This window comes from Rubritalea sp. (assembly GCF_039830215.1).
GTDB lineage: Bacteria > Verrucomicrobiota > Verrucomicrobiia > Verrucomicrobiales > Akkermansiaceae > Rubritalea.
Genome location: NZ_JBDOPO010000261.1, coordinates 1 through 21,461, shown reverse-complemented (window position 1 = coordinate 21,461; position 21,461 = coordinate 1). Strand labels below are relative to the sequence as shown.

22 protein-coding genes are annotated in these 21,461 nt (G+C 48.7%); all 22 read left to right on the top strand.

Going from position 1 to position 21,461, the window contains the following annotated elements; genetic code table 11:
* Window positions 1-49: 49 nt before the first annotated feature.
* The 22 genes from ABGY95_RS08695 (at window position 50) to ABGY95_RS08590 (ending at window position 21,455) form a co-directional block, all read left to right on the top strand.
* Window positions 50-1,624, top strand: coding sequence for a class I tRNA ligase family protein (locus ABGY95_RS08695; protein WP_347441289.1), 1,575 nt, complete (start codon window positions 50-52; stop codon window positions 1,622-1,624).
* 35 nt (window positions 1,625-1,659) lie between these two features.
* On the top strand, window positions 1,660-2,409 hold the full coding sequence (locus tag ABGY95_RS08690) for an inositol monophosphatase family protein (protein WP_347441288.1): 750 nt from the start codon (window positions 1,660-1,662) through the stop codon (window positions 2,407-2,409).
* 424 nt (window positions 2,410-2,833) lie between these two features.
* Window positions 2,834-3,148: a DUF3817 domain-containing protein gene (locus tag ABGY95_RS08685; RefSeq protein WP_347441287.1), complete on the top strand. Its 315-nt coding sequence runs from the start codon at window positions 2,834-2,836 to the stop codon at window positions 3,146-3,148.
* Between the two features lie 60 nt (window positions 3,149-3,208).
* A complete protein-coding gene (locus tag ABGY95_RS08680) occupies window positions 3,209-3,475 on the top strand; it encodes a DUF1844 domain-containing protein (RefSeq protein ID WP_347441286.1) in 267 nt (88 codons plus the stop codon).
* A 37-nt stretch (window positions 3,476-3,512) separates the two neighbouring features.
* Window positions 3,513-4,292: a 3-deoxy-8-phosphooctulonate synthase gene (gene kdsA / locus ABGY95_RS08675; protein ID WP_347441285.1), complete on the top strand. Its 780-nt coding sequence runs from the start codon at window positions 3,513-3,515 to the stop codon at window positions 4,290-4,292.
* 21 nt (window positions 4,293-4,313) lie between these two features.
* On the top strand, window positions 4,314-5,636 hold the full coding sequence (locus tag ABGY95_RS08670) for a hypothetical protein (RefSeq protein ID WP_347441284.1): 1,323 nt from the start codon (window positions 4,314-4,316) through the stop codon (window positions 5,634-5,636).
* A 17-nt stretch (window positions 5,637-5,653) separates the two neighbouring features.
* A complete protein-coding gene (gene lptB, locus ABGY95_RS08665) occupies window positions 5,654-6,451 on the top strand; it encodes an LPS export ABC transporter ATP-binding protein (protein ID WP_347441283.1) in 798 nt (265 codons plus the stop codon).
* 70 nt (window positions 6,452-6,521) lie between these two features.
* Window positions 6,522-7,106: a ribosome-associated translation inhibitor RaiA gene (raiA, locus tag ABGY95_RS08660; protein ID WP_347441282.1), complete on the top strand. Its 585-nt coding sequence runs from the start codon at window positions 6,522-6,524 to the stop codon at window positions 7,104-7,106.
* A 239-nt stretch (window positions 7,107-7,345) separates the two neighbouring features.
* Entirely contained in the window at window positions 7,346-7,654 is a 309-nt protein-coding gene (locus tag ABGY95_RS08655; protein ID WP_347441281.1) for a hypothetical protein, read from the top strand.
* 213 nt (window positions 7,655-7,867) lie between these two features.
* Window positions 7,868-9,130, top strand: a complete 1,263-nt coding sequence (nuoD, locus tag ABGY95_RS08650) for an NADH dehydrogenase (quinone) subunit D (RefSeq protein ID WP_347441280.1) — start codon at window positions 7,868-7,870, stop codon at window positions 9,128-9,130.
* 28 nt (window positions 9,131-9,158) lie between these two features.
* Window positions 9,159-9,725: an NAD(P)H-dependent oxidoreductase subunit E gene (locus tag ABGY95_RS08645; RefSeq protein ID WP_347441279.1), complete on the top strand. Its 567-nt coding sequence runs from the start codon at window positions 9,159-9,161 to the stop codon at window positions 9,723-9,725.
* Window positions 9,726-9,769: 44 nt separating this feature from the next.
* Window positions 9,770-11,164, top strand: a complete 1,395-nt coding sequence (gene nuoF, locus ABGY95_RS08640; RefSeq protein WP_347441278.1) for an NADH-quinone oxidoreductase subunit NuoF — start codon at window positions 9,770-9,772, stop codon at window positions 11,162-11,164.
* A 17-nt stretch (window positions 11,165-11,181) separates the two neighbouring features.
* A complete protein-coding gene (locus ABGY95_RS08635; RefSeq protein WP_347441277.1) occupies window positions 11,182-11,595 on the top strand; it encodes a DUF805 domain-containing protein in 414 nt (137 codons plus the stop codon).
* Between the two features lie 35 nt (window positions 11,596-11,630).
* The gene (locus ABGY95_RS08630; protein ID WP_347441276.1) at window positions 11,631-13,376 is read left to right on the top strand and encodes a molybdopterin-dependent oxidoreductase; all 1,746 of its coding nucleotides are present in this window, start codon (window positions 11,631-11,633) and stop codon (window positions 13,374-13,376) included.
* A 32-nt stretch (window positions 13,377-13,408) separates the two neighbouring features.
* A complete protein-coding gene (locus ABGY95_RS08625; protein ID WP_347441275.1) occupies window positions 13,409-14,689 on the top strand; it encodes a complex I subunit 1 family protein in 1,281 nt (426 codons plus the stop codon).
* Between the two features lie 48 nt (window positions 14,690-14,737).
* Window positions 14,738-15,076: a four helix bundle protein gene (locus tag ABGY95_RS08620; protein ID WP_347441274.1), complete on the top strand. Its 339-nt coding sequence runs from the start codon at window positions 14,738-14,740 to the stop codon at window positions 15,074-15,076.
* A 40-nt stretch (window positions 15,077-15,116) separates the two neighbouring features.
* Window positions 15,117-15,686, top strand: coding sequence for an NADH-quinone oxidoreductase subunit I (locus ABGY95_RS08615; protein ID WP_347441273.1), 570 nt, complete (start codon window positions 15,117-15,119; stop codon window positions 15,684-15,686).
* A 30-nt stretch (window positions 15,687-15,716) separates the two neighbouring features.
* Window positions 15,717-16,298: an NADH-quinone oxidoreductase subunit J gene (locus ABGY95_RS08610; RefSeq protein WP_347441272.1), complete on the top strand. Its 582-nt coding sequence runs from the start codon at window positions 15,717-15,719 to the stop codon at window positions 16,296-16,298.
* A gap of 53 nt (window positions 16,299-16,351) precedes the next feature.
* On the top strand, window positions 16,352-16,675 hold the full coding sequence (nuoK, locus tag ABGY95_RS08605; RefSeq protein ID WP_347441271.1) for an NADH-quinone oxidoreductase subunit NuoK: 324 nt from the start codon (window positions 16,352-16,354) through the stop codon (window positions 16,673-16,675).
* Window positions 16,676-16,693: 18 nt separating this feature from the next.
* Window positions 16,694-18,496, top strand: coding sequence for an NADH-quinone oxidoreductase subunit L (gene nuoL, locus ABGY95_RS08600; RefSeq protein ID WP_347441270.1), 1,803 nt, complete (start codon window positions 16,694-16,696; stop codon window positions 18,494-18,496).
* 28 nt (window positions 18,497-18,524) lie between these two features.
* On the top strand, window positions 18,525-19,967 hold the full coding sequence (locus tag ABGY95_RS08595; protein WP_347441269.1) for an NADH-quinone oxidoreductase subunit M: 1,443 nt from the start codon (window positions 18,525-18,527) through the stop codon (window positions 19,965-19,967).
* Between the two features lie 48 nt (window positions 19,968-20,015).
* Window positions 20,016-21,455: an NADH-quinone oxidoreductase subunit N gene (locus ABGY95_RS08590; RefSeq protein WP_347441268.1), complete on the top strand. Its 1,440-nt coding sequence runs from the start codon at window positions 20,016-20,018 to the stop codon at window positions 21,453-21,455.
* Window positions 21,456-21,461: the final 6 nt, after the last annotated feature.

The window sequence follows — 21,461 nt, the reverse complement described above, 5'->3', positions numbered from 1 at the left end:
CAAAACTCGCGACTAACAGACTTCCAACTTCAACATCACACATTTAGACATGTACTACATCACAACCGCTATCGACTACACCAACGGCACTCCACACATCGGACACGCCTACGAAAAAGTGCTAGCTGACGTCCTCAATCGTTACCGCAAGCAAAAAGGTGAAGAGTCCTACTTCCTTACAGGTGTCGATCAACACGGACAAAAAGTCCAGCAAACAGCCGAGAAAGAAGGAGTCAACCCAAACACCTACGTCAAACGCGTCACCAAAGGCTTCACCATCGCCTGGGACAAGCTTGGACTCGACTTTGATGGTTGGGCCGAGACCACTAACCCACTTCACAAAGAGTGCGTTCAGCAGATACTCCAAAAACTTTACAACGAAGGCCAGATCTACAAGAAGCAATACAAAGGCTTCTATTCAATCCGCCAAGAACAATTCCTCACTGACAAAGAGCGCAACGATAAAGGTGAATTTGGACCAGAATGGGGTCAGGTAGAAGAGCGTGATGAAGAAAACTATTACTTCCGCCTCACCGACCACGTCGAGTGGCTTCGCCAGTTCGTAGAATCTAACGACGACTTCATCATCCCTACATTCCGCAAAGCAGACGTACTCAACGCGATCGAACGTGCCGAAGACACCGACCTCTGCATCTCTCGCCCAAAGGAACGCCTCCGCTGGGGCATCGAACTCCCATTCGACTCCGAGTTCGTAACCTTCGTGTGGTTCGACGCCCTCATCAACTACATCTCTTTTGCTGGCTACAACAAACCCGAAGACTCCGCACTCCCGGAGTTCAATTCCCTTTGGCCAGCCAACCTCCATATCATTGGAAAGGACATACTCGTCCCATCTCACTCCATTTACTGGCCATGCATGCTTAAAGCAATGGGCTTCAGTGACGCTGAAATGCCAACACTTCTCGTTCACGGTTGGTGGAATATCAAATCCACAAGCGGCAGTGAAAAAATGTCCAAGTCCATCGGAAATGTTGTGGACCCAATCAACCTCGTTGAACAATTTGGCCAAGACGCAGTCCGTTACTACCTCGTGCGCGACATACACACTGGACGCGACTCAGACTACGACGTCGATCGCCTCGTCATGCTCTTCAACACAGAATTAGCCAACAATCTTGGCAACCTCTGCAACCGCGCACTCAACATGACCAAACGCTACAGCGAAGGCGTAACGCGCGAATCCAGCTATAACGATGAATCTTGCAAGCAACTCCGCGAATCCCTCAATGGAACCCTAGAGAGCTACAAAGAGCACATGGATAAGCACAATATCTCCTTCGCTCTCGAAGCCGTGATCAACTTTATCTCAGGTGCCAACGTTTTTGCCGAATTACATAAGCCGTGGGAAATTGCCAAGGACCCAACCAACTCAGAAGAAGTTTTTGCTGTGCTCAACCACATGGTAGAAGTAGTTGCCATTTCCTCAGTTCTCCTGAAACCAATCATCCCTGAAGCCTGTGAGCGCATCCAAGCGCAGCTCAAAGCCCCATTCTTGGCCGAACTCGACCTAGAAGAAATCGAATGGGGAATCATCCCACTCGGGCATGAAGTAGCCAAACCAAAGCCCGTCTTCCCACGCATTCAGCCGATCTCAGCAGAATAGCACCCAACCAATTTAACCCCGAACAACCAAACCCTGTGACTTTTCTTGAAACAGCCGTCAAAGCAGCCCAAGCATCTGGTGAGCTCCTCATGCAGCACTTTGGCTCCGAACTTAATGTCGATGAAGCCAAACACCACGACATCAAGCTCGCTCTTGATCGCGAATCCCAAGACCTCATCACAGACATCTTGCTAGAACAATTCCCAGACCACGCCATCTATGGCGAAGAAGGATTAGCCGGAAACCAAGACTCAGACTACCAATGGATTGTTGATCCGATCGATGGCACAGTAAACTACTTCTATGGGATACCCCACTTCTGTATCTCCATCGCGCTTCGCCACAAAGGAGAACTCACCACTGGCGTCATTCTAGACCCAGCAATGAACGACCTCTGGACTGTCCAAAAAGGCGGTCCAGCATACCTTAACGGCAAAGAAATCTCAGCATCACCACGCACTAAAATCGAAGAATCCATTCTATTCGTTGGGTGCGGAAAAACCGAAGATTCACTCGAAACTGGCCTAGCTCGATTCAAGCGCGCTTCTATTCGAGCCCGCAAAATGCGCCTGATGGGCTCAGCAGCACTCGGCATGGCCTACATCGCAACTGGAAGACTCGATGCCTACATCGAATCCCGCATTTCACTCTGGGATATAGCAGCTGGCCAACTCCTACTTGAAACTGCAGGCGGTAAAACAACTCTCACACAAGTAGAAGGTGAGCCAGACGTCTGGAGCATCGTTGCCACTAACGGCAAAATCCCTATCGAAGAAATTCTATAACACTCAGATCTCCTAGCAATCAGCAATATTCGCAATCATTTCATTAGCCTTTATTGGCCAATGCTCGTGCACGTCATTATAAGGCAAAGCTAACCTCAGTGAAATAAAGGAAGCAGCCTAGGCTGCTTCCGTTCTCGCGACGGTCATCTCACCTTCCTACAATAGAACTATCTCTTGTCAGACATTTTCATAGCACACAAGTCTGATTTTGATATTGCTATAACCCACCCCAAAGTAGTTAAAGAGAGGCATTGAGAAACCCTATCAGACAACTACGACCACCTTTGAATTGGGAACACACCTGAGACCCAAGGATATCTAATGTTGTTTTAAAGCTAACGAGACCGCAACTAATTCCTCACTAGCGACACTCCTGCCACGCCGATCAGAATCAGCCGTCCGTCACACTAAATAAATAAATCATATGTCACTCATCACTAGCCCAATCGGCAAATTTCGTCTTATCAGCATTTTAGAAAACCTCTCATGGATTTACTTAATTTACTGCTGTTACCTAAAATACGCACAAGGTGATGTCGACGCAGTTAGCACCCCGGGCAGAATCCACGGAGCACTATTCTGCCTTTATTGCCTCCTACTGCTAATTGCGATGATCGATGCCAAATGGTCTATATTAAGAGCATCTCTCATCTTCCTAACATCCCTATTCCCCTTCGTCCCCTTCTTCATCGAACCCTGGCTAAAGCGCGAACAACAACGTGTCGCTTCAAACAATTAGCCTAATTTTAGGTGGCAAGCCTATACTTTATCTGTATAAATAATCAGTACTCATTCAACCATGTCAGACTCTCCACAAGCAGACAATCGCTTTACCGACTTCATCCTTCTACAAGCTCAAAACGCTGGCCTATTTTTAGGCCAATTACCTCACCCAACCACTGGCCAACGCAGCGTGAACCTCAAAGCAGCAGGCTCGGTAATAAACTGCCTAGAAATGCTGGTCAGCAAGACTTCCGGCAACCTCACTAACTCAGAATCCCAACTTCTTGAAAAAGCTCTCGTCAACCTCAGATCCCTCTATAAGGAAGCAGAAGACTTAGCATAATCCTCCACCTGACATCATAACTGAATCAAACCAACACATGAAACAACCATTTTACATCCTCGGCCCCTGCGGACTAGAAAGCGAAGAGTTCGCTTGGGACATGGCTCGTTCTCTAAAAGAAATCGCTGACAGACTAGGTATCAATTGGTACTTCAAAGCATCCTACGATAAAGCAAACCGCACATCCGGCGATGCCTTTCGCGGCCCAGGCGTCGAAGAAGGCACACGCATCTTAGGCGAAATTTCAAAAGAACTCGGCGTCCCAGTCACTACCGACATTCACACACCTGAGCACGCTGCAATCGCTGCGGAAAGCATTGATTTATTGCAAATCCCAGCATTCCTCTGCCGCCAAACTGACCTACTCGAAGCATGCGCCAAAACTGGGCGCACCGTAAACGTAAAGAAAGGGCAATTCCTCGCCCCTTGGGACACAGTCAATATCGCAAAAAAAATGCAAGGCTTTGGTTGCGATGACTTTTACCTCACCGAAAGAGGCGTTTCATTTGGGTACAACAACCTCGTTGCAGACATGCGCTCCCTCTACTGGATGAAAGAAGAAGGCATTCGAGTAATCTTCGATGCCACACATTCAGTTCAACGCCCTGGTGGTCTTGGCGGCTCCACTGGTGGAGACGGCGTACTAGCGCCAGTTCTCGCACGTGCAGCTGTTGCAACTGGTGTTGATGGTGTCTTTATGGAAGTTCACTCTAACCCAGCTGAAGCCCTTTCTGACGGACCTAATCAGATCCCTCTAACTGAGATTGAAGACGTGCTCAAACGACTCATCGCAGTGCATGACGCAGCACACGGATAGGACCACATTATTCTTCAGCCAATGCGCAGTAGCTTAATCAAACTCAGTATTCGCGTCGCCATCATCGTAACCTATTCCGCGGCTATGGCCGATGAGCAAAAAGCGCCTCACACACTGCCAGCCTTGAAAGTACTTCCAGTGGGGAGCACTTTGCACGATCTGCGAATTCCGCAATTTAATAAAGATTACGAAACAACTTCTGTCCTCTTTGCCAAACAGATGGACATTCTTGAAAAGCAGAAGCTTAAAGGAACAAAAGTGAATCTAACTGTCTACAAGGATAACCACCCCCAGGCCACCACTCTCCTCAACACTGCATTCTACCAAGAATCCACCGGCATTATCCACTCTGTCGAAAATCTTACAATTTCTGGTGATAGCTTCGATATTGCAGCACAAGGACTTATTCTCCACTGGGAAAAACGTACAGGTTTTTTACTAGGAAAAACTCAGACTCTGTTCTACTCTGATATAGATAAAAAAATGACTTCTCATGTTAGCACTCCTAAGAATAAAAAGTCAGCCTCGACTGTGAATACTAAAACAAAGCTTATCTCGAAGCCTAAGGTTAAACCTACAGCTGTCATTGCCTCAGCCGTCACCATACCCGCTCTTCTCTCTGCAGAAGAACTTAAGGAAATCGACACCCTAACAGCAAGCTCGACTCCAGTCATCCAACAAGTCGATAAGCAAGCAAAGAAAGACATTCAGCAAATGCAAGATGTGGCGAGCTCGATTAACCACAGCAAGAATATACTACACGGCCAACTCATATCAACAGTTGGTAATGAAGTCACCCCAAACACTGCAGCCGTCTCCCTGAAACCACAGGCTGATAAAGTCCCCGTCACAGTCAACTGTGAAAACGGAATGTATTTCGACGCTATAACAGGCACGGTAGTATACCAAAAGGACGTCATAGTCATCCACCCAAAATACAAACTCACCTGCTCAGATGAACTGAAGATTATTCTTAAAGAAAAAACTGACTTAGCCAAGCCAACGACTCCGCAACCAACAGAAGGTGAGACCATAACACCTAACACCCAAAACCTCGCGCGTTTCAGCGGACTGAGTAAAGGAATTGCCACTGGCAATGTCGTCATAAAATCAAAAGACAAAGACGGAAAAATTATCGTAACCCATTCCGAAACAGCCACGTACGACGGAGACACAGGAATCATTATACTCAGTGGCGGCAGACCGACCGTCGAACAAGGTGACACAATAGCTCGCGTTCTATCAGATACAGGCTATATTAAAATACTCCCTAACATGAGCGTCCGAATTGAAGGACGTCACGAGATCAAAGCGAATCTCAACGAGCTACAAGACAAAGGGTAGCAATTTTTTTACCAACGATGTCAAGTACCACCAATACTCTTAGCAACCAGGCTGAATGTGGCCACCCAAGTCAGCGCACTGGAAGAAAGCTCCTACTCTGCGCTCAAGACTTACAGAAAGTCTATGGCGGCAGAGCAGTCGTGGATGGCGTTAGCATGACTGTTGGAGACGGCGAAATCGTTGGGCTTCTCGGGCCTAACGGAGCAGGTAAGACCACAACATTTTACATGATTGCTGGACTTGTTCCACCCAACGCAGGTGTAGTTACCTTCGGAGGAAAAGATATCACCCGCCTGCCAATGCATAAAAGGGCACGCATCGGCATGGGCTACCTCCCTCAGGAAGAATCAATTTTCCGCAAGATGACAGTCCAAGACAACCTCCTAGCTGTTTTAGAAACTCGCAAAGGCCTCAATCGCTGTGAGCGTGAAGAACAAGCAGAAAAGCTCATGGAGCGGTTTCGCATCACCAAACTACGAAACTCACTAGCTCTAACCCTTTCAGGCGGTGAAAAACGCCGCCTGACAATTGCTCGGTGCCTCTGCACCAACCCAAAACTCCTCATGCTTGATGAGCCTTTTGCTGGTGTTGACCCTAAGGCGGTCGAAGCAATTCATACCATCGTACGTGAACTTCGCGATAAAGACGGTTTATCCATCCTCATCACAGACCACCACGTACGAGAAACTCTTAAGATCGTCGATCACGCCTATGTGATGGATGACGGTAAAGCCATAATCGAAGGCACTGCTGAACAAATTGCTAATGACCCGTTAGCCAGAAAGCACTACCTAGGTGAGGACTTCACTCTCTAACTCGCCGAGACGTCAGTCTCACCTTTCTAACAATAAGAACCCAAACCCAAACGGAAGGAACAAAACAAAGATGCAAACAAAGAACGTAGACCCACCAATCAATATCGTAGTACGTCACGAAACTATTACAGAGGCCATTCGCGTCTTCGTGAACAAGAAGATCGGCACTCTGCATCTCGATTACCCAAAAATTATGGAAGCACGTGTTGTGCTAGACGTGCAAAAAAACCGACACGTAGCTGAGATTATTCTCTTCTGCTCTAACCATATCACCATCGACGCTTCTACTGAAGGACCGGACATGTATGCAGCGATTGATCAGACTATCTCAAAAATCGCACGTCGTATGCGCAAGCATAAGACGCGCTTACTTAAGAAATATAGAGTCAAGCCTGAGGACACCATCAAGCACCTTGATGAAAAAGTCTTCGCACAAGACATCCTTGATACGCACCCAACCGAGTCTGAAATCGATCCAGAGCCAATGATCATCCACCGCGAGGGCATCAAGCTAAAAACACTCTTCAAAGAAGAGGCTATTATGGAGTTAGAACTCTCAGACAGGCCATTCTTAGTATTCACGAATGCACGCCGCAATGTACTTCAAATAGTTTACCGCCGTGGAGATGGCGACTACGCAATCATTGAACCATAAGCCGCTCCCGACAGATCTAGCAAACAAGCCCAACTTCAAACGAGTTGGGCTTGTTACTTCACCCAACAATGATAATAACGGAAAAGCCACTATCACGCTCAATCCAATCTAGATCCCAATCGTGACAGATTTTCTATCTACAAATTGTTGACTATTCTGGCATTTGGCATTTTCTCTGCTTGTACTGACTTGGATCACACTCTGCTGTGAACAGACAGCAATTTAAAACAACACCCTCTATGGCAACTAAAAAGACTACTACAACCGCTAAGAAAACGGCAAAAAAGGCTGCTAAGAAAGCAGCAAAAAAGACTACAAAAAAAGTAGCTACTAAAAAAGCGACAAAAAAAGTCACTAAAAAGGCTGCTGCGAAAGTTGCAAATAAAGCAACTAAAGTAGCCCCTGAACTGAATCTAAATACGAAGATCGGCGCCACTATAGAAGAAATCCAACAGGCTGCATACCTCAACTACCTTGAGCGCATTCAATCAGATCTCCCTGGGTCAGCAGAACTCGACTGGGCGAAAGCTGAGCAAGATTTAGCGTAAAGATTACAACTCAAGCCAATCTATTCGATTCACAAAGAGCTCCATATGGAGCTCTTTTTTTATCTAATATATTACTCATCAAGCAACTCACTACCACAACTACCATAAAAAATATTCCAGACATGAATTAACTCTAGCTTGTGAAATTTTTCACAATCAGCTTGATAGAGGGCCAATTTTCCTCCTTTTTAGTTGTGGCGAAATACATTCACGATGAGCAATACAAAGACCACAGATTTCGAAGCACCGGACAACGCAAGTAAGACAGCAGAGGCTGTTGCTAACTACAATGCAGAGGCTGATGACATGATGGGCGAGAAGATGGTCCTGAACATGGGACCATCACACCCAGCAACACACGGAGTACTAAGGCTCATCTTAGAATTAGATGGTGAGGTCATCACTAATGCTACTCCAGACGTGGGTTTCCTCCACCGTGGAGATGAAAAGATTGCAGAAAACATGCAATACAACCAGTTCATCCCCTACACTGACCGCCTCGACTACCTCGCACCACTCGCTAACAACATAGCTTACGCCTGCGCTGTAGAGAAACTCATGGGATGGGAACTCCCAGAGCGCGGACAAGCAATACGCGTACTATCCTGTGAACTAGCTCGCATCTCTGCTCACATGCTCGGAGTCGGAGTATGCGCCATGGACGTGGGAGCCATGACTGTATTCCTCTACACATTCACGGAGCGCGAAAAGCTCTACAACCTCTTTGAGCAACTCACTGGAGCACGTTTCACAACCTCATACACGAGAGTCGGCGGTCAAATAAGAGACCTCCCAAAGGGCTTTGAAAAGAACGTCATCACCTTCCTCGATGAATGCGAAGAGCAGATCGCGGAAATCGCTACCCTACTCGACAAGAACAAAATTTTCATGAAGCGCATGTGCGACGTGGGAGTTATTTCAAAGCAAGACGCCATCGACTACGGCATGACCGGTCCTAACCTTCGTGCATCAGGAGTTCCTCGCGACCTACGTAAGGATAACCCATACCTCGGTTACGAGAAGTATGACTTTGACGTACCAGTTGCTGAAGAAGGCGACTGTTATGCTCGCTACCAAGTCCGAATGGAAGAGATGCGCCAGTCAATCCGCATCATCCGCCAAGTGCTTGAGACCTTGCCTGAAGGCCCGGTCAACATTGTCGACCCCAAGAGCACACTTCCCGACAAAGAGCGCGTGCTCATGTCGATGGAGGAACTCATTCACCACTTTATTGTCACCACACAAGGCATCGACGCCCCTGAAGGTGAAGTTTACTTTGGCCATGAGAACCCTAAAGGTGAACTCGGATTCTACATCCACTCTAAGGGCGGCGGCGTCCCCCATCGCCTTAAGATTCGCTCCCCATCTTTTATCAACCTCTCGATTTGCTCTGAACTACTCAAGGGCACAATGGTATCAGACGTACCAGCCATCCTCGGCTCACTCGACTTCGTTATGGGTGAGTGTGACAGATAATTAATCTTAAATTTTAGATCTTAAATCCATGTCCCAAGACATTCTCGAATACGCCGTCACCTCACAGCCATCTCCAGGTGACAAGAACTTCAAACCTTTTGAAGCCACTGCTGAGATCGAAGCTCTAGCAGATGAGCGCATTGCCCACTACCCAGTAAGCAAGCTCTCCGCTGTTTTACCTCTTCTCCACATTGTCCAACACCACTTCGGCTTCATTTCTAAGGAATCCATTTCTTGGGTTGCGGAGAAGTTAGAAATTGAGCAAATCAAAGTTCTCTCAGTCGTTACGTTTTACCCGGCATTTCGCCAAAGCGCCCCAGGTAAATTCCATTACAGAGTCTGCCGCACGCTTTCTTGTGCCATGGCCGGCTCGCACGAACTCATGGATAAGATCTGCGAGATCACTGATATTGACCGCAGCAAGCTCTCACACCACCACCCTATCGTCGTTTCCCCTTGTGGTAACTACTCCGTAGAATTCGCAGAATGCCTTGCTTCCTGCGGCAGCGCACCAGCCTGCCTCGTGAACGACGATTTCCACGAAAACGTCGGGCCAGAAAAAGCCCAAGACTTGATCGACCAGTACTCAGCCTAATGGACGAGCAACTTCCTTTGACCAACTTTTCGCTGCACAACACCATGTCAGACATCAAATATCTTCCAGGCAAAGAGCCACATCCATCCGAGCATCGCTTGATCTTTAAAAACATCGATCGCGAAGGCTGGGACACATCTATCGACACCTACATCGCCGATGGTGGATACGAGCAACTCAAGAAAGCGTTCACGATGGAACCATCCGCCATCACTAATGAAGTGAAGGCATCTGGCCTCCGCGGACGCGGAGGTGCAGGTTTCCCGACTGGTGTGAAGTGGGGATTCATCCCACCAAACAACACAAAGCCAGTTTACCTCATCTGTAACTGTGACGAGTCCGAGCCTGGCACATTCAAGGACCGTTACATCGTCCACCAAGATCCACACCAATTGATCGAAGGCATGGTAATCTCAGCATTCGCTGTGGGAGCCAAGACGGCATTTATCTACATGCGTGAGGAATTCCCTGAAGCTGCTATCACTATGGAGCGCGCTATCGAAGAAGCCCGCGCTAAAGGCTACATCGGCAAGAATATCCTTGGTTCAGGTTTCGACCTTGAAATCTGGGTACACCGTGGTGCGGCAGCCTACATTTGTGGTGAAGAAACTGGCCTCATCGAGTCACTCGAAGGAAAACGTCCATACCCACGCATTAAGCCACCTTACTTCCCAGCGGCCCTCGGCCTCTACATGGCTCCCACAATCGTGAACAACGTAGAATCACTTTGCCACGTCAAACACATCCTTGAGATGGGTGGCGCGGAGTACGCAAAACTCGGAGTGGAGCGCAACACTGGCACACGCATCCTTTGCGTTTCTGGTGACGTTAAAAATCCAGGTTACTACGAGGTCCAAGTCGGCAAAATCACTATGGGTGAACTGCTCAACGACATCTGTGGCGGACCAAAGGACGGGCGCAGCTTCAAGGCTGTCATCCCTGGTGGATCATCCTCAAAAATTCTACGTTGCGAAGAAGTATTTAAAATTGGCAAAGGCGACGACGCTAAAGACCTAGCCTTCTGGGATATCCAGATGGACTTCGACACTCTTGCAGCATGCGGCACCATGGCCGGGTCAGGAGGTGTTATCGTGCTCGATAACTCGCGCAAGATGTCCTGGGTGCTGAATAATATCAACCACTTCTACGCGCATGAATCGTGTGGGCAGTGTACCCCTTGCCGTGAAGGTAATGGCTGGATGAAAAAGATATCAGACCGCATCGTCAATGGACTTGCTGCTCCTGAAGACATTCAGACACTTGAAGATGTCGCCTACCAAATCGACGGTAAAACAATCTGTGCATTTGGCGAAGCTTCGTCATGGCCGGTCGAAGCCATCATCTCCAAATTCCGCGATGAACTCACCGCTGAGACATCGGAGGAAAACAACCGCCTTTCAAAAGAACAGCTCCAACGTGAAGCTTACCTTCAAAAATAATTTAACCACTATTCACTATGGAAACCAACAACCCATACAGGACTCCTCAGACAACTGCTCAACCTGAGTCTAGCTCAAGCAAACTGAGCGCCAAAGAGGTTCTATTTTCTTTCAAAGGCAGAATCCCAAGAAGCACCTTCTGGGGCTACTCACTCCTTTCTGGTCTTGCCTTTTATGCTCTAGTTCTCCCATGCATGTTTATCTTCGGACAAGATTCTGGGATTACAATCACAGTCATGGCTCTAGCATATATCCCATTGGTCTGGGCTAGTCTGGCCATCCAAAGCAAGCGTTGGCATGATCGTGATAAATCCGGTTTATGGATTTTTATAGGCTTAATCCCCCTCATTGGCGCCGTCTGGTCATTCGTAGAAACTGGCTGCCTCAAGGGTACTGACGGTCCTAACAACTACTGCAACGACCCACTCTAGCATCGCCTCCTGCTAACAACTACCTAATTTCTATTATGTCAGACACTGACACCAAACAACTTCCTAAAGATCTCGCCGCCGAGAAGGGGCTCGTCAATGTTCAGATTGACGGTCACTGGATTCAGGTTCCTCGCGGTACGCGTATGATTGAAGCCTGCAGAATGGCTGAAGCGCAAGTCCCACATTATTGCTACCACCCAAAGCTTTCCTCACCGGGAAATTGCCGCATGTGCTTGGTGCAAATGGGAATGCCTCCAAGACTTGCTCCCGGTGCTGAACCAACTTTCAACGAGGAAGGATTCCAAGAAATTGGTTGGATGCCGCGCCCTGTGATTGCTTGTGCTAACACAGTTGGTGAAAACATGGGTATCCGCACCCAAGGTGATCTAGTAGAGAAGACCCGTGAAGGCGTGATGGAGTTCCTCCTCATCAACCACCCTCTCGATTGCCCAATTTGCGACCAAGCTGGTGAGTGTTCACTTCAAGAATTCTCAGTCGAACACGGCCGTGGCCAGTCACGCTTTATTGATGATAAGGTCAAGAAGCCTAAGAATGTGGACATCGGACCTCGCGTCAACCTCGACGACGAACGCTGCATTATGTGTTCCCGCTGTATCCGCTTCATGGATGAAGTAGCTGACGATGCAGTCCTTGGCTTCACCGAGAGAGGGACACACACGACACTCAGCTGTCACCCAGACCGCAAGTTAGACTCTAACTACGGAATGAATACTATAGACCTCTGCCCAGTCGGAGCTCTCACTTCAAAAGATTTCCGCTTCCAGATGCGCGTTTGGTTCCTCAAGGAAACAAAATCCATCGACACAAACTGTGCGACTGGTTGCAACACGACAATCTGGACGCGTGGTAACGAAATTTACCGCGTCACTCCACGTCTCAACAACGACGTCAACTCCGAGTGGATGCCTGACTCACACCGTCTTGCCTTCCACGAAGTTCAAGGTGACAACCGCCTCACTGATCCGATGATCAAAGCAGAAGGCACACACGAAGTCACTAACTGGCAAACTGCTATTGAAGCCACCTCAGATGCTCTCAAGCAATTCGAAGGATCTGAAATCGCAATCATTGCATCAGCTCGCCAGACCAACGAAGAACTATTCCTCACTAAGACACTCGCTGACATACTAGGAACTAGTTCCATCAGCACAGTTGCTCGCATGGGTGAAGCAGACGGCAAACTCATCTCTGCCGACCGCAACCCTAACAGCAACGGCGCTAAGCTTATCTTTGAACAGGATGATCCATCTGCAAAACTAGCAGCTATCAAAGCCGGTCTCGGAAACGGTTCGATCAAAGCAATCGTAGCTCTAGGTGAAGACCTCATCGGCGAAGCTGGATTCAGCCACGATGAACTCGCTGCCGCTGAACTCATCATTAGTACGAACATCAAGGAAAATGCCACAGCACAAGCTAGTGACATCGTCCTACCTAGTTCAAACTTCGCCGAGAAGCGTGGAACAATGATCAACGTCACTGGCCGACTTCAGCGACTGAACCAAGCCTCTCAAGCTCCAGGCAATGCGCGTGATGACTGGGAGATCCTCCGCGACATCATTCTCAGCTACACAGGCGAAGCCAACGACATTTACATGCTCGAAGACATCGTCAAAGTAATCGCACAAGCAGTGCCAGCATTCGAGGGTGTCACATTCTCCAAGGTCGGCGACCAAGGAATCCAACTCATCGAAACTGGCGTCACCATCCCCTTGCTCGAAAAAGAAAAACAACGCGTAGAAAACCGCGAGATTGTTGGGTAACTCCTTCCTCTAATTGAACCATTTGTAACCACATGGATTTACTCACACTCACACTCATCACCATGGTGAAGATCGTAGGTTTCACCTTCGTGCTCACCTTGCCTATCATTGCCTACTCGGTTTATGCTGAGCGTCGTTTCTCGGCGATTCTCCAAGACCGAGTTGGACCGAACCGTACAGGTATTCCTCTCACGCTCTTTGGCGCTAAGAAGGACATTCCAGTACAAGGTTTACTTCAGCCACTCGCTGACGGTTTAAAATTCATCCTTAAGGAAGACTTCACGCCATCGCACGTGAACAAGTTTTTCTTCTGGATCGCTCCAGCGCTAACCATGGTTCCTGCCTTGCTCACGCTCGGTGTGATCCCTTTTGGTAGCTCTATCACATTGTTCGGCGAAGACATCAAACTTGTGATCGCCGACGTTTCAGTCGGACCTCTCTTCATCTTTGCTATCGCTTCACTCTCCGTTTACGGAATCACATTTGCCGGATGGGCATCCAACAACAAGTACTCCTTCTTCGGTGGTGTGCGCTCATGTGCTCAGATGATTTCCTACGAAATTGCTCTCGGACTCTCGGTGATTCCAGTGCTCATGATCTTTGGTCAGCTTAACCTCACAAGCATTGTTGAGTGGCAAGCTGAGCACGGTTGGCTGCTTTGCCCAATCACCTTCAAAAATGGCCTGCAATTTGGCCTCTACGAATTTGGTGGCATCTGGGGAGCACTACTGATGATTCCCCTGTTCCTCTCCTTCTTTATCTTCACAGTTTCTATCTTCGCGGAAACAAACCGTATGCCTTTCGACCTTCCAGAATGTGAGACAGAGCTCGTTGGTGGTTACCACACTGAGTATTCCTCTATGAAGTTCGCCCTGTTCTTCCTCGGTGAATACGCAGCAATGATTGTGGGCTCAGCTCTGATTGTTACCCTCTTCTTCGGTGGTTGGTCACTTGGCTTTGGTCTGGATGAACTACTCAAAGATGACATGGGCAACTGGGTAGCATACGCGGGCATCGTCCACCTCGGCGCATTCCTTGCCAAAGTCGTAGGATTTATCCTCTTCTTCATCCTCGTCCGCTGGACCGTTCCACGTTTCCGCTACGACCAACTGATGAAGCTCGGCTGGGTTGTATTCTTCGAGCTAGCACTCATCAACATCCTCGTAGCAGCAGTCATCATGGCCGCCCCTAGCATGGCAGCACGTGGCGAGTACGGTACAATCGCAGCCCTTGTTATTGGTGTCATCGTCTTCTCAGCACTCATGTTCGTGATTGCGAAGTCACTCGATAAACCAAAAGAATCTAGAATCTAGAATTAAGAATCGCATGTCTAAAATCACAACATATGAGGATCTCATTGCGTGGCAAAAAGCACATGCTTTAGTTTTAGATATTACACCATTACTCAGACATTCCCAAAGCACGAATTATTCAGTCTAACATCACAACTCCGTCGCGCAGCCATTTCAGTACCCTCCAACATTGTAGAAGGTTTTGGACGATGGACAGATAAGGAAAAAATTAGATTTTATAATATCGCTCAGGCATCACTAAAAGAAACTCACTACCAACTTCGACTCGCACACGACCTCCAATACACCGATACAATCACCGCCAGAAATAATGCCAATGAAGTCAACAGACTCATCAGCGGCTTAATCAAAGGTCTTATATCACACGAGCCGAACACATCTTCCTAATTCTCAATTCTCGATTCTTCCTACTTAATTCTCCAAACTAATGGCTGAAGTCAAAAAACTCAAACGTCCAGAGCTCAACACTGGTGAAAAGCTCTACCTCGTTGCACTAGCAAAGGGGGCAATGGTCACACTCAAACACGCTGTCAAATCTGTGACTGGTAAGTCACGTGGTGCTGATTCACTCAACTCCTCAGGACTAGGCATCACGATGCAGTACCCTGAACAACGCTGGGACGATCACCTTCCTGAACACTACCGTGGTGCGCCAGCCTTGGTAACTGATGAACAAGACCGCGAGCGCTGTGTTTCCTGTCAGCTTTGCGAATTCATCTGTCCACCTAAAGCCATCAAAATCACTCCGGGCGAAATCCCTGCGGATGATCAATGGGCAAAGGTGGAAAAACGCCCGAAGGAATTTGATATCGACATGACCCGCTGCATTTACTGCGGCATGTGTGAAGAAGTTTGCCCAGAGCAAGCGATCTACCTCCGCAAAGAATACCTCATCACAGGCACATCCCGTGAAGACATGGTGCACAACAAAGCGAAACTCTATGAGATCGGCGGCAAGCGTGTTGGTCTCGTCAACAAGTGGAACGAGCTTAAGTAATCACTCTGTCTAAATTTAAAACATACTATCATGCCTACTCCATTCTTTTACATCTTCGCGATCATCATGCTCGCTGGCGGCGTCGGTGTTGTTTCTCTGAAGAATCCAGTTGCTTGCGCACTCTCGATGATTGTGTCATTCATCGGTCTCGCGGCACTCTTCGTCGGACTCAATGCTTACTTCGTGGGAATCCTTCAAGTCCTCGTCTACACTGGCGCAGTGATGGTTCTCTTCCTCTTCATCATCATGCTTCTTGATCTCAAGAAGGAAGAAAACAACGAAGTGAAAACACCAACTCTCGCAGCTGGCATTATCATTCCACTCCTACTCGTTCTCCAACTAGTGGCAATATTCCAGACTAGCGACCTCGGTGACTTTGCTCCAATCAACAAAGAAAGCCTCATCGCTGCCGAAGCAGAAATCCCTAGCGAGATCGCTGCTGACAGCCAGATCCGCAAGGAACTCAAGAAAGGATCACTTCCCGATGTGAACCTCATCGGCCAAAAACTCTTCACCGAATACAATTTCCCACTTCAGGTGATTGGCATTCTCTTACTCGTTGCCACCGTCGGCTGCGTCTCACTCTCCAAGAAGCTCAACCCTAAAGCGTAACCAGCTCTAACAAGCCTTTATTTTCGAATAACGAAACACGCAGAACTTTTCTTATGCCCACCGCATCACTCACCGAATACCTATTCATGTCTGGCATCCTATTTTCCATAGGTCTTGCTGGTGTGATTATTCGCCGTAACATCATCGTCATATTTATGTGTCTCGAGCTCATGCTTGCTGCTGCATCACTGACACTCGTTGCATTCTCACGCGAAAAGATGGTCGCTGGCTTACCTGACTATGACGGCCAAATGCTCGTCTTCTTTGTCATCACCGTGGCTGCCGCAGAAGTAGCTGTCGGACTGGCCATCATCGTCGCTCTCTATAGAGCACGCCAAACAGTCAACACTGAGGACCTCACCTCACTCCAGGGATAATTTCAAAGTAGCTATCGTATGAATCAATCACTCTTACTATTCGTCCTTCCGCTGCTATCAGCCGTCTTGATCCACTTTTTGCTAAAGCAGAAAATGGCCTCTATCGCAGCCGTACTGGGAACCGCCTTCACTGCAGCAACTCTTGGAATATCCTTGATGCTTCTCGGCACTGAGGACTCCTCGCCACTCTACAACTGGATTCAGATTGGCGACTTTTCGATCGATATAGCTCTCAAGCTCGACCAACTCTCAACCGGCATGATGATTGTCGTCACAGGCATTGGCCTACTCGTTCATGTGTTCTCATTGGGCTACATGAAAGACGACGAAGCGAGAGCGCGCTACTTCGGTAACCTGTCGCTCTTCATGTTCTCCATGACTGGGATCGTCCTCGCAAACAACTTCATCATGATGTTCATCTTCTGGGAGCTTGTGGGACTATCTTCCTACCTTCTCATTGGTCATTGGTACCAAAAGGACTCGGCTGCAGATGCGGCCAAGAAAGCATTCCTCTCCAACCGTGTTGGTGACTTCGGCTTCCTCATCGGTATCCTCATGATTTGGGGAATCACCAATACTATCGTTTTCGATAAAATGGGCGTCGCAGCAGGCACCCCATTCCTCGGCGCCGCAGTGCTCCTCGTATTCTGTGGAGCTATTGGTAAATCGGCACAACTTCCACTCCACGTCTGGCTTCCGGATGCGATGGAAGGACCTACTCCAGTTTCAGCTCTGATCCACGCAGCAACCATGGTTGCTGCGGGTGTCTACATGATGGCACGCTTCTTCTACTCAGTAGGACTCGATGCTATCCCAGAATGCTCAGCAATGACTATCGCTTGGGTTGGTGGAATAACCTCCCTCGTTGCCGCTCTCATGGCAACCCAGCAAGACGACATCAAAAAAATCCTCGCCTACTCCACACTCTCACAGCTGGGCTACATGGTAATGGCTGTTGGACTGCTCAAGCCTGAGGCTGGAATGTTCCACCTCTATACCCACGCTTGGTTCAAAGCTCTCCTCTTCCTCGGTTCTGGTGCCGTGATCTACGCATGCCACCACGAACAAAACATCTGGAAAATGGGTGGATTGCTGAAGAAAATGCCTATCACTGGCATCACCTTCATCATCGGCACACTCTGTCTCACAGCTGTTCCTGGAACGTCAGGCTTCTTCTCTAAAGAGGGAATCCTCCACGCTGCAGAGCACGAGAATCCAGCACTTTTCTACATTGCTGTAGCAGTTGCAGCACTCACCACCTTCTACATGTTCCGCCTCATCTTCATTGCCTTCCTAGGAAAAGCAAAAGATGAGCACGCAGAACACGCGAAAGAAGTACCACTTATCATGGCGGTGCCTCTGGCTCTTCTAGCACTCATGGCACTAGCCTCACCATGGTTGGGCTCACTCATTCCAGCTCTCAATGATTTCCACCCACACACTGACATTAAGATGAACTTTGTGACTGGCTGTTCAATCGGAGCATTCGTCGTTGGACTTGTAGCAGCAGTCGTTCTCTACAAAGGAAAAACATCCGACCCAATTGCTGGCAATGCTGCAATGAAAGTCTTCCGTAACAAGTTCTACCTCGATGAAATCTACGCCAAACTCATCAAGCTCTTCCAAGACCTTGTCGCAGCAGTCGTTCACTTCCTCGATGAATTTGTCATCAACGGCCTCCTCGTCGGTGGACTCACACGTCTAGCTCAGGGAACTGGCAACATCTTCCGCACGAAGATGCAAACCGGCAGCCTACAAAACTACGCGTTCCTCTTTGGCGCAGGAATCATCCTCGTCATCTACCTCACGGTTTTCCTCTAATTTTCTCTAACTTTACTACACTACCATTATGCTTTTAGCATTAATTCTCATACCGCTCCTAGCGACGGTCGCGATCCTAGCAGCAGCCCCTGCACGGCTCACCACTCTCGGTGCTGCTGCCCTCAACTTGATCCTCGGATTATTTGCAGCCTGTTGCCCTGCATGCGTTGGCTCGGTCAGCTTTCTTGTTCTTGAATCACCAGCCATCCACTTCAGCCTCGGCCTTGATGGCATGAGCGCAGTGATGCTGGTACTTTCAGTCATCGTCACCCTAGCTGCAGCACTTAGTGGCTCATGCCCAGAAGGCAGAGAGAAACTCTGGTACTCCAGCATCTTGCTTATCGCTGCAGGAGCCATTGGAGCATTCATCTCCACTGACCTGTTCTTCTTCTACGCATTCCACGAACTCGCACTCATCCCGACCTTCTTGATGATTGGCATCCTTGGCCGCGGGGGCAACGAGCGTAAAGCAATCGCCTGGAAGACTACTGTTTACCTAGCGTTTGGTTCCATCGTTCTTCTCGCTGGAATCATTCTTGCTGGCACTCAACTAGAGAGCTTCGCTTTTGAGCACCTCGCCGCTGTTGAGAACCACCAAAATGCCATCGCGCTTCTGTTGATCATTGGCTTCGGCACATTGGTTTCGCTCTTCCCATTCCACTCATGGGCAGCACCAGCGTATGCATCAGCTCCGGCTCCAATCGCTATGCTCCACGCTGGCGTGCTTAAGAAATTCGGCCTCTACGGTCTACTCCGCGTTGGTCTCGCAGTTGCTCCAGAAGGAATGCAACACTGGCTCAACCTACTCCTTGTTCTGCTCCTCTGCAACATCATCTGGGTTGGACTTGTGACTATCAACCAGAAGAACCTCGCTAACATGCTTGGTAACTCTTCAGTGATGCACATGGGGTACATCTTCCTAGCAATTGCAGCAGCGATTGCTTCTGGCGGTGAAATAATGACTGCCGACGGCGGACTCACACTCGCAGCCTCTGCAGCAGTTCTTCTGATGTTTGCCCACGGTATCTCAATTGCCCTTTCCTTCTCACTTGCAGACCGCATCGAAGCCAAGACTGGCACGATCGAATTGAACAAGCTCGGCGGACTGGCCAAAACGGCACCTAAGCTCTGCTTCCTCTTCGGCCTCGTCGCAATGGCCTCCATCGGCCTCCCAGGCCTCGCCAACTTTGCTGGTGAGATCATGGTATTCTTCTCAGGTTTCGAAGGGTGGACAACGGACCAAGACCTCGGCCCTGTTCAGATCGCTACTATCATTGCCATCTGGGGTGTCGTTATCAGCGCCGTCTACATGCTCCGCGCTTTCCGCAATACATTCCAAGGCCCACTCGAAGCGAAGTGCGAAAACGTCACTGACCTCAGCCTCTTAGAAAAAGCCCCAGCCATCCTACTCAGCATCGTGCTGCTCGTTGTCGGCCTCTACCCAAACCTTCTTCTCAACGTTCTTAAATAAGGATCAAGAAGCCAGAATTTAGAATCTAGAATTCAACACATCACTTTCATGCAATACTACCTAGAATTCATCGTCGCGGGACTTGGTCTCGTTCTTTTACTTTGGGAAGCCTTCGCGGCTCCTAAAAAGAAAGCCACACTGGCGATAGCGGGTGCAGTCGGCCTTACGGCTGTGCTCATTGGTCTAATTGTGACGTCATGCCCTTCATGTGCTAGCGAAGCCCCCCAATGGATGGCTCGATTTGTCAGTAACGACGGCTACGCCCTGTTCTTCAAAGGCTTCGCCTTGGTAAGCACCATTTTAGTATTACTGATGAGCTTTGACTTCAGTAAAGTCATCAACAAGTTCACTAGCCCAGACGGTTCCGACACCAATGCTGGTGAGTTCTATTGTCTTCCAGTTTTTGCCTGTGCAGGCCTCATGTGGATGGCTTCAGCTACTGACCTCGTGTCGATCTTTGTAGCACTTGAGCTAGTCACTATCACCTTCTACGTGATGGTTGCCTTCATGCGACGCAATGTTGGCTCACTCGAAGCTGGTGTGAAATACCTCATCCTAGGAGCACTCTCCACAGGCTTCCTCGTTTATGGAATCGCTTGGGTCTATGGCGCCTTAGACACCACTAGTATTGCTCAACTCTCTATCAATCTAAAGGAATCGGGTTCAAGTGCAGCTCTACTCTTCGGTCTGGCCCTCATCATCATCTCTCTCGGTTTCAAAGTCGGAGCTGCTCCGATGCAGCTCTGGATTCCTGATGTTTATCAAGGTGCTCCAACTCCAATCACAGCATTCCTATCCATCGCATCTAAGGCTGCAGGATTCGGCGTCGCGATCACTATCTTGCGCTCATTCCTCGCATCCCCAGAAACGCAAGGATCAGTAGCGACCATTCTGGTGATCATGGCTGCAGCAACCTTACTTTACGGTAACCTCGCAGCTCTATCTCAGACAAACTTCAAGCGCCTATTAGCATACTCATCCATTGCCCACGCAGGCTTCTTGCTCCTAGGCCTCGCTACTGGCGCATTTGACTCGGTCCTCTTCTACCTAGCGACCTACCTCATCATGACATTCGCAGCATTCTTCGTACTAGCGCTCATCCGCAACGAAGAAGACTCAGAAGAAATCAGCGCCCTCAATGGCCTAGGAAAGCGCAACCCGCTACTTGCTGGAGCACTCACTATCATCATGGCTTCAATGGCCGGTGTCCCACTCACCGCGGGATTTGTCGGTAAGTTTAAAGTATTCGAAGCAGCCCTCACCAACCTCGATAAAGTCAGCTGGCTCGTTGTCGTCATCGCCTTCATCGGCGCTGCAGCAGGCTTCTATTACTACTTCAAAGTCATCCGTGCAATCTACTGGAACACGAGTGACAAGCAGTCTGAGATTAGCCTCCCACTAATAACTAAGGTGTCAGTCATCGTGCTCACCATAGCGCTTTTGGTGTTCGGAGTATTTCCAAAGCCAATCTTCGACCTAATCGGGTAAAACCCA

Excerpts from the sequence above, each read along its gene's own strand:
- ABGY95_RS08695 (WP_347441289.1), top strand. The coding sequence starts at position 50 with ATGTACTACATCACAACCGCTATCGACTACACCAACGGCACTCCACAC.
- ABGY95_RS08685 (WP_347441287.1), top strand. The coding sequence starts at position 2,834 with ATGTCACTCATCACTAGCCCAATCGGCAAATTTCGTCTTATCAGCATT.
- ABGY95_RS08680 (WP_347441286.1), top strand. The coding sequence starts at position 3,209 with ATGTCAGACTCTCCACAAGCAGACAATCGCTTTACCGACTTCATCCTT.
- kdsA (WP_347441285.1), top strand. The coding sequence starts at position 3,513 with ATGAAACAACCATTTTACATCCTCGGCCCCTGCGGACTAGAAAGCGAA.
- ABGY95_RS08670 (WP_347441284.1), top strand. The coding sequence starts at position 4,314 with ATGCGCAGTAGCTTAATCAAACTCAGTATTCGCGTCGCCATCATCGTA.
- lptB (WP_347441283.1), top strand. The coding sequence starts at position 5,654 with ATGTCAAGTACCACCAATACTCTTAGCAACCAGGCTGAATGTGGCCAC.
- raiA (WP_347441282.1), top strand. The coding sequence starts at position 6,522 with ATGCAAACAAAGAACGTAGACCCACCAATCAATATCGTAGTACGTCAC.
- ABGY95_RS08655 (WP_347441281.1), top strand. The coding sequence starts at position 7,346 with ATGGCAACTAAAAAGACTACTACAACCGCTAAGAAAACGGCAAAAAAG.
- nuoD (WP_347441280.1), top strand. The coding sequence starts at position 7,868 with ATGAGCAATACAAAGACCACAGATTTCGAAGCACCGGACAACGCAAGT.
- ABGY95_RS08645 (WP_347441279.1), top strand. The coding sequence starts at position 9,159 with ATGTCCCAAGACATTCTCGAATACGCCGTCACCTCACAGCCATCTCCA.
- nuoF (WP_347441278.1), top strand. The coding sequence starts at position 9,770 with ATGTCAGACATCAAATATCTTCCAGGCAAAGAGCCACATCCATCCGAG.
- ABGY95_RS08635 (WP_347441277.1), top strand. The coding sequence starts at position 11,182 with ATGGAAACCAACAACCCATACAGGACTCCTCAGACAACTGCTCAACCT.
- ABGY95_RS08630 (WP_347441276.1), top strand. The coding sequence starts at position 11,631 with ATGTCAGACACTGACACCAAACAACTTCCTAAAGATCTCGCCGCCGAG.
- ABGY95_RS08625 (WP_347441275.1), top strand. The coding sequence starts at position 13,409 with ATGGATTTACTCACACTCACACTCATCACCATGGTGAAGATCGTAGGT.
- ABGY95_RS08615 (WP_347441273.1), top strand. The coding sequence starts at position 15,117 with ATGGCTGAAGTCAAAAAACTCAAACGTCCAGAGCTCAACACTGGTGAA.
- ABGY95_RS08610 (WP_347441272.1), top strand. The coding sequence starts at position 15,717 with ATGCCTACTCCATTCTTTTACATCTTCGCGATCATCATGCTCGCTGGC.
- nuoK (WP_347441271.1), top strand. The coding sequence starts at position 16,352 with ATGCCCACCGCATCACTCACCGAATACCTATTCATGTCTGGCATCCTA.
- nuoL (WP_347441270.1), top strand. The coding sequence starts at position 16,694 with ATGAATCAATCACTCTTACTATTCGTCCTTCCGCTGCTATCAGCCGTC.
- ABGY95_RS08595 (WP_347441269.1), top strand. The coding sequence starts at position 18,525 with ATGCTTTTAGCATTAATTCTCATACCGCTCCTAGCGACGGTCGCGATC.
- ABGY95_RS08590 (WP_347441268.1), top strand. The coding sequence starts at position 20,016 with ATGCAATACTACCTAGAATTCATCGTCGCGGGACTTGGTCTCGTTCTT.